Annotated in this window: 11 protein-coding genes; 5 read left to right on the forward strand and 6 right to left on the reverse strand. The window is 71.4% G+C overall.

Features of this window, described 5'->3' with window-relative positions; all coding sequences use genetic code 11:
• Positions 1-2: 2 nt before the first annotated feature.
• A complete protein-coding gene (locus ACIQM0_RS09690) occupies positions 3-2,603 on the reverse strand; it encodes a SpoIIE family protein phosphatase (protein WP_401285792.1) in 2,601 nt (866 codons plus the stop codon).
• 372 nt (positions 2,604-2,975) lie between these two features.
• On the opposite strand from ACIQM0_RS09690, the gene ACIQM0_RS09695 reads away from it, so the two are divergent.
• Complete coding sequence (locus tag ACIQM0_RS09695) at positions 2,976-3,458, forward strand: potassium channel family protein (protein ID WP_401285255.1); 483 nt, start codon at positions 2,976-2,978, stop codon at positions 3,456-3,458.
• Positions 3,459-3,866: 408 nt separating this feature from the next.
• The gene (locus ACIQM0_RS09700; RefSeq protein WP_401285258.1) at positions 3,867-5,189 is read left to right on the forward strand and encodes a geranylgeranyl reductase family protein; all 1,323 of its coding nucleotides are present in this window, start codon (positions 3,867-3,869) and stop codon (positions 5,187-5,189) included.
• Positions 5,190-5,207: 18 nt separating this feature from the next.
• Here the strand turns inward: ACIQM0_RS09700 and ACIQM0_RS09705 are convergent, their stop codons facing one another.
• Positions 5,208-5,918 (reverse strand): TetR/AcrR family transcriptional regulator, encoded by a 711-nt coding sequence (locus ACIQM0_RS09705; protein ID WP_401285261.1) that lies wholly within the window; start codon positions 5,916-5,918, stop codon positions 5,208-5,210.
• A gap of 79 nt (positions 5,919-5,997) precedes the next feature.
• Between ACIQM0_RS09705 and ACIQM0_RS09710 the strand changes: the two genes are divergently transcribed.
• Entirely contained in the window at positions 5,998-7,464 is a 1,467-nt protein-coding gene (locus tag ACIQM0_RS09710) for a DHA2 family efflux MFS transporter permease subunit (RefSeq protein ID WP_401285264.1), read from the forward strand.
• A gap of 5 nt (positions 7,465-7,469) precedes the next feature.
• Here ACIQM0_RS09710 and ACIQM0_RS09715 read toward each other — a convergent pair whose 3' ends face one another.
• On the reverse strand, positions 7,470-10,004 hold the full coding sequence (locus tag ACIQM0_RS09715) for a SpoIIE family protein phosphatase (RefSeq protein ID WP_401285267.1): 2,535 nt from the start codon (positions 10,002-10,004) through the stop codon (positions 7,470-7,472).
• A 137-nt stretch (positions 10,005-10,141) separates the two neighbouring features.
• On the opposite strand from ACIQM0_RS09715, the gene ACIQM0_RS09720 reads away from it, so the two are divergent.
• Entirely contained in the window at positions 10,142-10,315 is a 174-nt protein-coding gene (locus tag ACIQM0_RS09720) for a hypothetical protein (protein ID WP_385035869.1), read from the forward strand.
• A gap of 128 nt (positions 10,316-10,443) precedes the next feature.
• On the opposite strand, the gene ACIQM0_RS09725 is transcribed toward ACIQM0_RS09720, so the two are convergent.
• On the reverse strand, positions 10,444-10,632 hold the full coding sequence (locus ACIQM0_RS09725; protein WP_363031512.1) for an antitoxin: 189 nt from the start codon (positions 10,630-10,632) through the stop codon (positions 10,444-10,446).
• Between the two features lie 193 nt (positions 10,633-10,825).
• On the opposite strand from ACIQM0_RS09725, the gene ACIQM0_RS09730 reads away from it, so the two are divergent.
• Positions 10,826-12,469, forward strand: coding sequence for a GMC oxidoreductase (locus ACIQM0_RS09730; protein ID WP_401285271.1), 1,644 nt, complete (start codon positions 10,826-10,828; stop codon positions 12,467-12,469).
• 114 nt (positions 12,470-12,583) lie between these two features.
• On the opposite strand, the gene ACIQM0_RS09735 is transcribed toward ACIQM0_RS09730, so the two are convergent.
• Together ACIQM0_RS09735 and ACIQM0_RS09740 are read right to left on the reverse strand one after the other, a co-directional pair.
• Complete coding sequence (locus tag ACIQM0_RS09735; RefSeq protein ID WP_401285274.1) at positions 12,584-13,063, reverse strand: carboxymuconolactone decarboxylase family protein; 480 nt, start codon at positions 13,061-13,063, stop codon at positions 12,584-12,586.
• Positions 13,060-14,139, reverse strand: a complete 1,080-nt coding sequence (locus tag ACIQM0_RS09740; protein ID WP_401285277.1) for a dihydrodipicolinate reductase — start codon at positions 14,137-14,139, stop codon at positions 13,060-13,062. The genes ACIQM0_RS09735 and ACIQM0_RS09740 overlap by 4 nt, the downstream gene beginning before the upstream one ends.
• Positions 14,140-14,148: the final 9 nt, after the last annotated feature.

A 14,148-nucleotide genomic window follows, 5' to 3' on the forward strand; every position in this document is an offset into this window, starting at 1 on the left:
CCCTATCCGGGTGGCGGCTCCGGCTCGTCGAGCGTCTGCTCGGACCAGATCACCTTGCCGCGTTCGGTGTAGCGGGTGCCCCAGCGCTCGGCGAACTGGGCGACGAGGAACAGCCCCCGCCCGCCCTCGTCGGTCGTCGCCGCGTAGCGCAGATGCGGCGAGGTGCTGCTGCAGTCCGACACCTCGCAGATCAGGGCCCGGTCGTACAGCAGCCGCACGGTGATCGGCTCGGAGCCGTAGCGGATGGCGTTGGTGACCAGCTCACTGAGGATGAGCTCGGTGACGAACCCCTCCTCGTCGAGCCCCTGGTCGGCGAGCCACCGGGTGGCCTCCTTGCGAACGCCCGAGACGGCCGAGGCGTCGGGGGCCACCTCCCACTGCACGCGCCGGGCCGGGTCCAGGGTGCGGGTGCGGGCCACCAGCAGGGCGACGTCGTCACCCGGACGGTCGGGCAGCATGGCCTCCAGCACGTCGTCGCAGGTCTCCTCGGGCGTCCGGTCACGGTCGGCCAGGGCTTGGCGCAACTGCTCCAGGCTGTCGTCGATGTCCCGGTCGCGGCGCTCGATCAGCCCGTCCGTGTACATGACCAGACGGCTCCCCTCCGGCACCTCCAGCTCGACCGTCTCGAAGGGCATCCCGCCGATCCCGAGGGGCAGACCGGCCGGGATATCGGGGAACTCGACGGTGCCGTCGGGCAGCACGAGGGCGGGCCCTGGGTGGCCGGCCCGAGCCACCGAGCAGCGCCCGGTGACCGCGTCGTAGATCGCGTACAGGCAGGTGGCCCCGGTGACCGGCACACCGCCGTCGGTCTGCTCGTCCTGGTCGATCCGGACGACGAGTTCGTCGAGGTGGCCGAGGAGTTCGTCGGGCGGCAGGTCCAGCGTGGAGAAGTTGTGCACCGTGGTGCGCAGCCGGCCCATGGTGGCGGCGGCGTGCAGACCGTGTCCGACCACGTCGCCGACGACCAGGGCGACGCGTGCGCCGGACAGCGGGATGACGTCGAACCAGTCCCCGCCCACCCCGGCCTGCGCGGGCAGGTAGCGGAAGGCGACGTCCAGGGCGTTCTGCTCGGGCACACCGCGCGGGAGCAGGCTGCGCTGCAGGGTCACGGCCATCTCGTGCTCGCGGGTGTAGCGGCGGGCGTTGTCGACGCTGACGGCGGCGCGGGCCACCAGTTCCTCCGCGAAGGACAGGTCGTCGGCGCCGAAGGGCTCCTCGTTCCCCGCGCGCCAGAAGTTGGCCATGCCGAGGATGACACCGCGCGCGTGCAGCGGTACGGAGAGCAGCGAGTGGAATCCGTGTTCCAGGATTCTCGCGGACTGCTCGGGGTCGGCCTGGCGCCACTGCTCGGACGTGGTCAGGTCCGGCACCAGCCAGGTGTGGCCGCTGCTGCTGCCGATGGCCTCGGGGCCGGTGGGCACGAACCCGATGACGCGGCCGAGCGGGTAGAGGGGGTGGTCCGTGCCGGTGCCGGAGATGGCGGTGCGGCGTAGACGTATGACGTCGCCGGAGGGTGTCTCCGGTTCCGCTCCGCGCAGGACCGCGTCGGCGAGGTCGACCGTCGCGCAGTCGGCGAATCCGGGGGCGGCGACCTCGGCGAGCTCCCGTGCGGTCGTCGCGACGTCAAGGGTGGTGCCGATCCGGGCACCCGCGCGGTACAGGAGCGTCAGACGCTCCCGTACGGTCTCCGCCCGGCCGGTGACGGCGCGCAGTTCCGTGGTGTCCCGCAGGGTCGCCACGACGCCGGGTGGCCCGCCGCGGTCCCCCGTGGGACGGAGGTTGACGGCCAGCAGCCGGTTCCCGGCGGGGCGCACCTCGTCCGTGGCGACCCGGCCGGAGGCCAGCAGTTCGGCGGTACGCGGCTCCAGCCCCAGGTCCGTCACGGAGCGCCCTTCGGCGTCGGCGGGCAGCCCGAGGAGTCTTCGCGCCTCGTCGTTGGCGAGCAGCAGCCGGTGCTCGGGGCCGATGATGAGGACCCCCTCCCGGACCGCGTGCAGCACCGCGTCGTGGTGCTCGTACATCCGGGTCATCTCGGCCGGGCCGAGGCCCCGCGTCTGGCGTCCCAGCCGTCGGCTCACCAGGACCGCCCCGCCCGTCGTGAGGGCGAGCGCGGCGACGGCGGAGCCGATGGCGAGCGGGATGCTCGGGTTGGCGAGCTTGTTCACGGTCTCGACCTTGATGCCCACGGACACCAGCCCGGCGGGCGTGCCGTCGGGCCGTGGCACGGGCACCACGGAGACGACGGCGCGGCCGCGGCTGCCCGTGTAGGTCCGGGTGAACCCGTGTCCGTTCAGGGAATCCTTGTACCGCGGATCGATCTGTGTGCCGATCCGCTGGAGGTCGGGGTCGGTGTAGCGGATTCCGTCGGTCCCGGTCACGACGATGTACTCGACGCCGGTCTCGATCCGGATCTGTTCCGCGAGCGGCTGGAGCACCGAGGTGGGCTCCGGGCCGTCCAGCGCGGCGACGATCCCCGGGGCGTGGGCGAACGCCTCCGCGACGCTCAGCGAACGGGCTCGGGCCTCGTTCATGCTGTCGCGCCTGCCCTGAAGCACCAGCGAGACGACCGCGGCGGTGATGAGCAGCACCACGATGCCCAGCATCAGGAAGAAGACCTGCCCGGCCACGGTGCGAAAGCTGAAGAGGGCGCGCAGCCGGTCCCCCGGTGAGGACTGTTTCGCGTCCGAGCCGGAGGGCGCGGGCCGGTCACCACCCGGGCGTCCGCCATCGTGCCGATGCGGCCGCCGGGCGGAGCGGTGAAACCACGCCCGGAACCGACCTGTACCACACACATCTTTAGGTTTAACACGAATTGCCGGGGTCGGAACGCGGAGCGGGCCTCCTGTGCCGGACCGGGCTGCCCACCCGGACCGGGCGGAGGTGTTCCGGGCCGGCGGATGTTCCGATCGGGTGATGCGGATCCCGCCGTGCGCGCCCGTCCCCCGGTGCCTGCGGCCGCCGGGCATGATCCGGAGATGGTGCCTGTGTTCCTGACCAAGGCGGTCGAGCTGCTGCTCGGCCGGGAGGGCCGTTCGCTCCATCTCAGGGCGGTGGGCTGGGCGACGGTGATCCTCGCCCTGACACTGCTCGTCGGCTCCTGGGCGGTGCTCATGGCGGAACAGCACGCCGGAAACGCCACCATCACCAGCTATCCCCGGGCGCTGTGGTGGTCGGCGGAGACCGCGACGACCGTCGGGTACGGCGACTTCTACCCGTTGACCCTGTGGGGCCGGATCGTGGCCGTCGTGGTGATGGGCGCCGGCATCACCACGTACGGGATGGTCACGGCGGCCCTCGCCACCTGGTTCGTGGGGCACGAGCAGAAACGCCGTCACCGGCTCGCCGAGGCGGAGCAGACCGCGCGCCATGTCCGGGAGGAGACCGCTCAGGTCCTGCACGAGCGCTTCGACCGGATCGAGCGGCTGCTCGCCGACGCGGGCCACGGGCCGTCGCGCTGAGGGCCGTCCCGTGGGCCGGAAGCGGTCACGGAACGCGATCACCGGCCCGCGGGGGTGTGAACGGCGTGGCGCCGGGCATAGGTCGGGTGACCGACAGGAGGTGGTGGCAGTGGGCCGCATCAGGGTTGTCAGACGTCCCCAGCTTCCGTCACGGCCGCCGCCGCTCGATCTGCGCACTCCGTCCGGGCGTCCGCTGCCGTACTGACTCCGTCGTCGTCCTCCGTCTCCCTCGGGGCCGCACTCCGTGCGGCCCCGATCCGCGTTGCGGCGGCCGCGCCGGAGGAACCGGAGGCCCACCCACCTCGCACTCATGATCGCCCTGCCGCTGAGCGGCGTGAAGCGGCAGGATGTCGGTGTATACGGCCGCCTTCCCCTGGCGGCTCCGGCCGTCCCAGGAAAGGGCTCCCGATGCGGGAAGCGCACGCAGAACAGTCCCCGCCGGACGAGGAGCCCCACGGCCGGTCCGAGGAGGCCCAGGTGATCGTGGTGGGGGCGGGACCGGCCGGTTCGTCCGCGGCCTTCCACCTCGCCCGAGCGGGTGTCGACGTGCTGCTGCTGGAGAAGTCGGGCTTCCCCCGGGAGAAGGTGTGCGGGGACGGTCTGACACCTCGTGCGGTGCACCAGCTCATCCGGATGGGCGTCGACATCGACGCACCGGGCTGGACGCGGTCGCGCGGGATGCGCTGGGTGACCGGCGACCGGCAGGTGCAGATCGACTGGCCCGCGCTGGGCGGCTTCCCGGACTTCGGACTGACCCGCAGCCGCCACGACTTCGACGACATCCTGGCCCGCCACGCCGTTGCCGCCGGGGCCCGGCTGCGCACCGGTGTGAAGGTGACGGAGCCGGTGACCGACCGGGCCGGACGGATCACCGGCGTGAGCGCGGTGTCCGGGGCGGCGGAACCGGTGGTGCACCGGGCGCCGGTCGTGATCGCCGCCGACGGCGCCTCCGCCCGGCTGGCCCTCGCGATGGGGCTGCAGCGGGACACGAAGCGCCAGATCGCGACGGCGGCCCGCCGCTACTACCGCAGCCCCGAGCGTTCCCGGGAGGAGTTCCTGGAGCTCTGGGCCGACCTGCGCTTCCCCAGGAGCGACCGCTTCCTGCCGGGGTACGGCTGGATCTTCCCGATGGGGGACGGCCGCGTCAACGTGGGACTCGGCGCGATCCCCCACCGCCGCCACGGCAAGCCCGACCTGCGGGCCACCCTGGACCAGTGGCTGGCCCGTACACCGCACGAGTGGGGGCTCCGCGAGGAGAACGCCGAGGGGCCCGTCCGCAGCGCCGCGCTGCCGCTGGGCCTCAACCGCCATCCGCTGTACACCCGGGGCCTCCTCCTGGTCGGCGACTCCGGAGGCATGATCAGTCCGTGGAACGGTGAGGGCATCGGCCAGGCGCTGGAGGCCGGGGAGGTCGCGGCCGAGAGCGCCGCGCTGGCCCTGGCGATGCCCCCGGGCCCGCGGCGGGAGCGGGCGCTGCACCACTACCCGGTCGAGATGAACCGGCGCTGGGGGCGCTACTACCGGCTCGGCAACACGGCCGCCGATCTCGTCTTCAGCCGGTCCGGGTTCCAGCCCGTCCTGAACCGGTACGTGATGGGCTCGCCGTTCCTCCTCAACACGCTGGCCCGGCTGCTCAGCAATCTGACGGACACCCCCTCGCGCGATGTGATCGACCATGTCCTCAACACCGCGGTACGCCTCGTTCCGGCCCCGAACGCCCGCAGGCGCTGAGCCGGCCGGGCGCGCGGCTCAGCCGCTGACGTCGCCGGAACCCTCCGCCGCCGCCCGCCCGGGGCCGGCGGTGGCGGGCCGCGTACCGAAGGCGCGCAGGAAGGTGTCGACGCCCGCGCTGACGACCTTCTCCACATCCACCGGGTCCAGGGGCCTGGTGCCGAGGGCACTCATCCCCGGCAGCTCCTCGTAGACCAGCGCGATGAACTGGTTGGCCGCCCTGACCGGGTCCTCGATCCGCAGGTGCCCGGCGTTCGCGAGGCGGGCGAGCCGGCCCGCGAGTGCCTCGGTGAACTGGTTGGGCCCGCTGGCCCGCACCGCGTCGAAGAGATCCGGGAAGCGCACGGCCTCCGCGTACAGCAGCCGGCGCACGGATTCCGACTGCTCGTCGCAGTAGCAGTCGACGAGCTTGCGCGCGAGGTCCTCGAGACCCGGCCGCAGCTGGTCCGGGTCGGCCGGGAAAGCGGTGAGCACGTCGAGCGTCTTGGCGTTCGACCGGGCGGCGGTCTCCGTCATCACATAGCGGAACAGTTTCTCCTTCGATCCCAGATGGTTGTAGATCGTCGGCTTGGACACCCCTGCCTCCGCGGCGATCACGTCCAGGCTCGCCTGTGCGTATCCGACCTGCGCGAAGACCCGCAGAGCCGCCTCCACGATCGCCCGGCGCTTGTCCAGCCGCCCTCGGTCCACCGGGCCCCCGGCCGTCTGTCCGTTCTCGCCAGCGCTCATGCGGCCATGCTACCGTGCCAGCCACCAAATTTAACTACCCAGTAAAGTCAACTGGGTTGAGTGGTTAAAAGGAGTTGCCGTGCCTGTAACAAAGGCGGTGGGGAACGGGCCTGCCCGGCTCGATGCCGCCCTGCTCACGCTCGTCGGCGTCATGGTGCTGGGCGGGATGATGTCGTACCTGGACGCGACGATCGTCAACGTCGGGATCAGCACGCTGGGCGGCGAGTTCCACGCGACGCTGGCCACCATCGAGTGGGTCACCACCGGCTATCTGCTCGCGGTCGCCCTGGCGATCCCGGTGGCGGGCTGGGCCGTGGTCCGCTTCGGCGCCAAGCGCATGTGGCTGCTGGGCCTCTCGGTCTTCCTGATCGGTTCGACGCTCTGCGCCTTCGCCTGGAACGCGGAGAGCCTCATCGCCTTCCGCGTCGTCCAGGGCCTGGGCGGCGGCATGGTCGACCCGATCATGATGACCGTCGTCGCGGGCGCCGCCGGGCCCGCCAGGATCGGCCGGGTCATGGGTCTGGTCTCCGTGCCGATCACGCTCGGCCCGGTGATCGGCCCCGTCGTCGGCGGACTGCTGCTGGACAGCTTCTCCTGGGAGTGGATGTTCCTGGTCAACATCCCGTTCGCGCTCGCCGCGATCGCGCTGGCGTTACGGGTGCTGCCGGCCGACGCGCCCTCGAGCGGCGACCGCGTCCCGCTCGACGCCCTGGGCGTCGCCCTGCTCTCCCCCGGCTTCGCCGCACTCGTCTACGCACTGTCCCAGGCCGGCGGCGACGGCTTCGGCAGCACCAAGGTGCTCATCGGACTGGCTGTCGGCATCGTCCTGTTCGCCGCGTACGCCGTGCACGCGCTCCGCACCACCGCGACCCCGCTGCTCGATCTGAGGCTGTTCGCGAACAAGGGCTTCGGCGCGAGCGTGACCACCATGTTCCTGCTGGGCGGCGGCCTCTTCTCCCTGCTCTTCCTGCTGCCGCTGTACTACCAGCGGGTCCACGGTCACAGCGTGCTCGAATCCGGTCTGCTGCTCGCCCCGCTGGGCCTCGGCACCCTGATCGGCATGCCGGTCGCGGGCAACCTCGCGGACCGGGCCGGCGCCCGGCGGCTGGTGCCCACCGGCGCCCTGCTCATCGGGGCCGGTGCCCTCGTCTTCACCGGATCCGGCCCGGACACCCCCCAGATCGCCCTGACCGCGGCGCAGTTCGCCGCGGGCTTCGGCATGGGACTGGTGGGCGCGCCGACGATGGGCTCGGTCTACCGGACAGTGCCGGGCGAGGCGGTCGCGGGCGCCACCGGTGCGGTCTTCGTCCTCAACCAGATCGGGGCCTCGCTCGGGATCGCGGTCGTCGCGCTGATCCTGCAGGACGGCGGCTCCCACGCGACGCCCGCCGCCGACTCGTACGCCCATGCCTTCTGGTGGCCGGTCGCCACGTCCGTCGTGGTCTTCGCCGCGGGTCTGCTGCTGCCGGGCAGGCCCAGGCCCGAACCGGCCGCGGAGGAGGCCGGGTTCCCGGCGGGGACGCCGTCGGTCACCGACAGCGCCTGAACCGTTCACGGGGTACGAGCCGCCTCGCCGTCCGTGTCGTTCCAGCGGGCGGCGAGCAGCAGGGCGATGTCGTCGGGCCGGTCCGGTGCCTGTCTGGCCCGCCCGATCACGTGGTCCGCCGTATCGGCCAGCGGGGCCGGGCCGAAGTCGGCGATCGTGCGGCGCAGCCGCTCGATGCCCACGTCGATGTCCGTGCCCGACTGCTCGACCATGCCGTCGGTGTACAGGGCGAGCATCGCGCCGGGGGCCAGGCGCAGTTCGCTGACGGGGTAGGACGCGTCGGGGTCGACACCGAGCACGACTCCGCCCGACAGGTCCAGGACCACGGCCGTGCCGTCGGGGTGGCGCACTACGGGCTGGGGGTGTCCGGCCCGTACGGCGTGCGCGATACCGGTGGCCGGGTCCAGGACGACGTAGCAGCAGCTGGCGAACTGGCCGGGGTCGAGGTCGATGAGGAGCCGGTTGGTACCGCTCACCACCTCCTGCGGGTCGTGTCCGCTGAGCGCGAAGGCCCTTACGGCGCTGCGCAGTTGACCCATGGTCGCGGCGGCCGCGACACCGTGTCCCTGGACGTCCCCGATGACCAGCGCCAGCCTCTCCCCCGTCTCGATGACGTCGTACCAGTCGCCGCCGACGTCCATGCCCTGGGTGCCCGCGAGGTAGCGGCCGGCGGTGTCGACGCCGTCGATGACGGGCAGCCGGTGCGGCAGCAGGACGTCCTGGAGCCCGCGGGCGAGGGCGGCCTCCGTGTCGTACCGCTGGGCCCGTTGCAGCGCCTGGGCGATGAGGCCGGCCAGCGCGGTCAGGATCGTGCGCTCCTCGGGGCTGAAGCCGCGCGGCTGGTCGAAGCCGAGGATGCACGAGCCGACGTGCTGCCCGGAGGCGATCAGCGGCAGGAAGGCGCGGGCGCCGACATCGGCGTCCATGGGGATGCCGGGGTAGGCGGCGCCCAGATGCTGCATGGACTCGAAGAAGATGGGGCGGCCGGAGGTGAGTGTCTCCACGCCGGGGATGCGGGCGTCCAGGCCGACACCGTCGAACCCGTCCAGGAAGCCCTTGGGGAAGCCGGTCTCCCACTCCAGGTAGAGGCGGCCCTCCTTGAGCAGGTAGATCGCGAGCTGTCTGCCGCCGAAGGCGGGCAGCAGTTCCTCGGTGACCACGGCGGACACCTGCCGGGCCGTCACCGCCTCGGTCAGCGCGATCGCCAGCGCGACCGGCCGGTAGAGCGCGGCGGAACGGTCCGCGGGGGAACCGAGGCCCAGCCCGGGTGAGGTCACGGACCCCGGTGTGTAGGAGGGTTCCTCCGTGGGGGTGAGTACGGCCGTCAGCCCTTCGTGGCCCGGGTACAGGGAGATCGCGAGCCAGGGGGGAGGGGTGCGCCGGGCGAGGAAGTGGACCGGGGCGTCGGAGATCATCGCGGCCCGGTAGTGGTCCTCGTAGGCCGCGTTCGCGAACCATGGAAGGGCCTCCCAGAGCACCCGCCCGACCAGCTCGGACCTGGCGTGGCCGAGGAGTTCCTCGGCCAGGCCGTTGAGGTAGGTGATCCGGCCGAAGCGGTCCAGGGAGAAGATCCCCCGAGGCAGCCGGTCGGCCGCCTCGGGGACGACCGGGCCGATGCCGAGGTCCACCAGGAAGCCGGTCAGATGGCTCGCCGCACCGGCCCCGGGCCCGGCCGCGCTGTCCCGGCGGCCCGAGACCTCCAGCAGGTGCGAGCGGCCGTCGGGGCCGCGCAGTCGCATCCTGCGCACGACGGGCCCGCCCGACCCCGCCGCCTGGCGGGCCAGGGCCCACAGCCCGTACACGTCCTCCGGAGCCAGTTGTGCGGCCAGTGCGTCGATCGTGCCCGGGAACTCGGCGGGTCCGGTGCCGAGGATCGCGCACAGCTCGTCGTCGGCGCCGACGGCTCCGGTGGCCAGGTCCCAGTCGAAGCGGCCGATCCGTACGGGCGGCGAGCTGCCGGCAGGCAGTTGCACGGGGAGTGGTTCCTCGTCCCAGCGCGGTTTCGTGCCGCTGGACTCCAGCTCCGTCAGTGCGGTGCCGAGCCGTTCGGCGACGCCCCGCAGTCTGCGCCGTTCCGCGGTTCCCACCGGCTTGCCCGGTGTCGCCGGGCAGAGCACCGTCAGGACTCCGACCGGTTTGCCGCCGCTGAAGACCGGCATGTGCAGGGAGCCGAACGGGAACGGCAGGCCCGCCATCAGCTGCGGGTAGCGGCGCATGCCCTCCTCGGCGTCGGCGAGGTGCACCGCCTGGCCGGTACGGAAGGCGTCGGCCACCGGGAACGGGCGGTTCACATGCATCCGCCACCAGGGGCGGAAGAGCGGTCCGGGCAGCCCCGCCAGTACCGCCAGCCGCAGCAGACCCGGTGTGAGGGAGCGCAGATAGACGCCGCCCGCCTGTCCGCTCGCGGCCTCGACCCCGCTCACGACGGCCTGGGCGAGCACCAGCGACAGTTCGTCCGGCGCCCGGCCGCCCTCGAGCCTCTCGGGCACGCTGCCGCCCTCGCCGAGCGGAGCACCCCGGGCCGCGCCGTACCAGGTCACTCACCCAGGATGCCCCTGCGCAGCCGTGCTCCGCACTTCAGACGGAGAGTTCCTTACGACCGGAAATGCACCCTTTACACTTGTATGCGAGTCTGAAAGGCGGCCCATCGTCCGACATCCGCACAGGAGGCACGATCATGGGCAAGAAGCAGAGCCGGCACAACCGTGGCGCCCGCAGCGGCGGCCATGAGCAGTCCGCGGCCACCGCGGAGCCCAAGGAACAGACGAGCGCGGCGCCCGAGCCCGAAGGGGTGAAGGCGATCTCGGAGCACGTCTCGCACAGGCGGGAGCGGAAGTTCGGCCACAACTGACCTCCGGCACCGCCGCCGCAAGCGCAATGGGGCGGCAGCCGCCATCGATGGCGGCTGCCGCCCCATTGCGCTTGCGGCGAGGGCCCGTTGCGATGATGCGAAGGCCTTCGGAACTTCGGGGGCACGCCCTACCTGTCGTCGGCGGGCGGCCGGTGGTCACCGAGCCGGTCATTGAGCTTCTGCTGGGCGGAGTCGACCTGGCCGCTGTACTTGCCGTGCGTCTTCTTGTCGACGAAGTCGCCACCCTTCTCGACTCCCTGATGGGCCTGGTCCGGGTGCCCCTTGATCAGGTCCTTGATCTTGTCGAGCATGCTCATGACTCTCCTCCTCATGGAACGCTGACCTTCCCAGCATCTATGCGACACCCCGGTGCCGCACCCCGGGGCGGAAGTGGCCGCGAGGGGCGGCGAGCGCCCGGGGCCCAGAGAAGTTACCCACAGGTATGTAGTGACTTCTTGCGCACGCGCCAGTAGAACTCGTTCCCATTCGATCGAGAGTGAGGAACGTCACATGACGGACTCAAGCTTACCGGACAAGGGGTCGAGCGGTGTCTCGCGTCGCAGATTCATCGCTAGAACAAGTTTCATTCTGGGGGCCGCGGCCCTCTCCGGTCACGCCACCGCCGCCCAGGCGACGAGCCGCGCCACGGCCACCGCTATCGGCAACGGGGAGCACGTCCCGGTCCTGGTGATCGGCACCGGGTACGGCGGTTCCGTGGCCGCCCTGCGACTCGCCCGCGCGGGCGTCCACGTCCATATGGTCGAGATGGGCATGTCCTGGGACACCCCCGGGTCCGACGGCAAGATCTTCGCCAACACCACGAATCCCGACGGCCGCTCGTACTGGCTCCGCACCAAGACCAAGCAGCCCCTCAGCAACTTCTTCGGCATCCCCATCGACCGCTCGATCCCCCGCTACACCGGAATCCTGGACGCCGAGGACTTCAGCGGCATCACGGTGTACCAGGGGCGCGGCGTCGGCGGCGGCTCACTGGTCAACGGCGGCATGGCCGTCACGCCCCGGCGGGAGAACTTCGGCGCCATCCTCCCCACGGTCAACACCGACGAGATGTACTCCACCTACTACCCGCGCGCCAACGCCGGCCTCGGCGTCGGGACCGTCGACCCGGCCTGGTTCGACAGCGTCGACTGCTACCAGTACGCCAGGGTCGGGCGTAAGCAGGCCCAGCGCTCCGGCTTCCCGTTCGTCTTCGTGCCCGACGTGTACGACTGGGACTACATGGAGAAGGAGGCCGCCGGCACCGTGCCCAAGTCGGCCCTGGACGGCGAGATCCTCTACGGCAACAACTACGGCAAGAAGTCGCTGCAGAAGACCTACCTCTCCCAGGCCATGGCGACCGGCAACGTCACCATCTCGCCCCTGCACAAGGTGACTTCGGTGTCCCCGGCGTCGGCCGGGGGCTACACGGTCGTCATCGACCAGCTCCGCACCGACGGGAGCACAGAGGCCACCAAGACGGTGACCGCGGACAAGGTGTTCTTCGCGGCCGGCAGCGTCGGCACGAGCAAGCTGCTGACCGAGTTCAAGGCCACCGGCAAGCTCCCCGGCCTCAACGACGAGATCGGCAGGGGCTGGGGCGACAACGGCAACGTCATGTGCGGCCGCGCCAACCACCTGTGGGACCCGACCGGTGCGGTCCAGTCGAGCATCCCCTGCGGCGGCATCGACAACTGGGACGCCGGTGGCGCGTTCGCCGAAGTCGCGCCACTGCCGACCGGGATCGAGACGTTCGCCTCGTTCTACCTGTCGATCACGAAGAACCCGAACCGCGCCCAGTTCTCCTGGAACGCCGCGACGGGCAAGGTCGACCTGAACTGGCAGGCCGCGTGGAAGCAGCCGTCCATCAACATGGCCAAATCGATCTTCGACAAGATCAACGCGAAGGAGGGGACGATCTACCGGACCGACCTCTTCGGCGTGTACAAGATCTGGGGCGACCACCTCACCTACCACCCGCTGGGCGGTGCGGTGCTGGACCGGGCGACCGACAACTACGGTCGCCTGCACGGGTATACGGGCCTGTACGTGATCGACGGCTCGCTGATCCCAGGCAACACCAGCGTCAACCCGTTCGTCACCATCACGGCACTCGCCGAACGGAACATCGAGAAGATCATCGCCACCGATCTGTGACACCGGCCAGAGCAACGGGCCGGCCGGCAGGAGGCGGCGCACCAGCCTCCTCCCGGGTACGCCCCGGGCAGACGCGACGGGTCCGGGGCGTCCGGCTGCTCAGTGGCCGGGCAGTCAGTGGCCGGGCAGCACACACACGGCGTCGAGACCCAGTACGTGGTTGAGCCGGCCGAACGCCAGCCACGAGCCGATGCTCATGCTCAGCTCGACGATCTCGCGCTGGCTGTAGTGCGCGGTCATCCGGGTCCAGAAGTCCTCGTCCAGACCGTGGTGGTCCAGGGCGTACCGCTCGGCGTACTCGGCGGCCAGCCGGGTCCGGTCGTCGAAGACCCCGGCGGTGCGCCACTCGTTCACCGCGTCGGCGAACTCCTCCTCGACCTTCTCGCCGTCCCGTTCGGTACGCCAGTCGAGGCAGAACAGGCACCCGTTGATCTGCGCGATCCGCAGCCGGGCGGCCTCGAACTCACGCAGGCCCAGCGAGGTGTGCTCGTACACCGACAGGGAGAAGTTCGCGGCGGCCATCCCGATGCCCGGGACCATGTCGCCCCATACGTAGCCGATCGGTTCCTGACCCTCGGGTATGTCGATGATCATGGCTGTTTCCTTCCGAGTCTGCCGGCTGCGGGGCGCAGGGGGACGTCGAGTGCGTCGTAGAGTCCGGGTTCCGCGTCCACCAGCCAGTCGATGGCGTTCACCAGCCGGCCGACCGCGGTGGCGTTGCCGCCGGCCGAGCGGTTCTCGTCCTCGTCGGTGGCCTCGACCGTGACCTCGATGCGCGGACGGCCCTCGATGATCACGCGGTGGGCACCGGCGCCGTCGGGCGGCGACGGCCAGTCGGGGGCGCAGGACGGGTGGATGCGGGTGATGTGCTCGATGACGATGCGGGGCTCGCCCTCGACGATGCCCTGCACCTCGAAGCGGACCGCGCCCTGGGTGCCCGCCTCGAACTCGCCCATCGTCCGGGTGGTCACCGTCGTCTCCAGCGGCCGGCGGGCCATGGTCTCGCGGATGTCGTCGAGCTCCACGCCCAGGGCCCTGGCCATCAGCCGTATCTGTCCGCCCCACACCATCGTCGGGACGGAGGCCGCGAGCATCAGCGGCTCGTACTCCATGGGGTGTCCCATGCCGATCAGGTGGCGGACCGAGTCGGGCTGGTCGTAGGTGGAGTAGTCGAAGATCTCCTGGCAGCGGATCACGTCGACCGTGGTCCCGAGTCCGCTGATCAGCAGGGGCAGTACGTCGTTGCCCCAGCCGGGGTCCACACCGGAGACGAACAGCGAGCCACCGCCGTCGGCGACGGCGGCCAGGACCGGTTCGCGCAGCTCCGGCGGGGCGCCCCGCCGGTCGTAGAGCGCGTACAGGGCGGGTGTGACGACCACGGCGCCCGTCCGGACCGCCCTGGTGATGTCGGCCAGCGCATCGTCGGGGCGGATGTCCCCGGAGGCCGCGTACACGACCGCGCCGGGAGCGGTGGCCAGCACCGCGTCGATGTCGTCGGTCGCCGCGACGCCCAGATCGCGCCCGGTCCCGGCGAGGTCGCCCGCGTCGCGGCCCACCTTGCCGGGGTCATGAACAAGCACGTGCGCCAGTTTCAGGGCCGGATGGGCCTCGACGGCGCGGATGGCCGCGCGGCCGACATTGCCGGTACCCCAGACCACCGTGGAAATCATGCGGCGGAG

The sequence above is a fragment of the Streptomyces sp. NPDC091387 genome (assembly GCF_044756945.1).
Lineage (GTDB): Bacteria > Actinomycetota > Actinomycetes > Streptomycetales > Streptomycetaceae > Streptomyces.

Excerpts from the sequence above, each read along its gene's own strand:
- ACIQM0_RS09690 (WP_401285792.1), bottom strand. The coding sequence starts at position 2,603 with ATGCTGGGCATCGTGGTGCTGCTCATCACCGCCGCGGTCGTCTCGCTG.
- ACIQM0_RS09695 (WP_401285255.1), top strand. The coding sequence starts at position 2,976 with ATGGTGCCTGTGTTCCTGACCAAGGCGGTCGAGCTGCTGCTCGGCCGG.
- ACIQM0_RS09700 (WP_401285258.1), top strand. The coding sequence starts at position 3,867 with ATGCGGGAAGCGCACGCAGAACAGTCCCCGCCGGACGAGGAGCCCCAC.
- ACIQM0_RS09705 (WP_401285261.1), bottom strand. The coding sequence starts at position 5,918 with ATGAGCGCTGGCGAGAACGGACAGACGGCCGGGGGCCCGGTGGACCGA.
- ACIQM0_RS09720 (WP_385035869.1), top strand. The coding sequence starts at position 10,142 with ATGGGCAAGAAGCAGAGCCGGCACAACCGTGGCGCCCGCAGCGGCGGC.
- ACIQM0_RS09725 (WP_363031512.1), bottom strand. The coding sequence starts at position 10,632 with ATGAGCATGCTCGACAAGATCAAGGACCTGATCAAGGGGCACCCGGAC.
- ACIQM0_RS09730 (WP_401285271.1), top strand. The coding sequence starts at position 10,826 with ATGACGGACTCAAGCTTACCGGACAAGGGGTCGAGCGGTGTCTCGCGT.
- ACIQM0_RS09735 (WP_401285274.1), bottom strand. The coding sequence starts at position 13,063 with ATGATCATCGACATACCCGAGGGTCAGGAACCGATCGGCTACGTATGG.
- ACIQM0_RS09740 (WP_401285277.1), bottom strand. The coding sequence starts at position 14,139 with ATGATTTCCACGGTGGTCTGGGGTACCGGCAATGTCGGCCGCGCGGCC.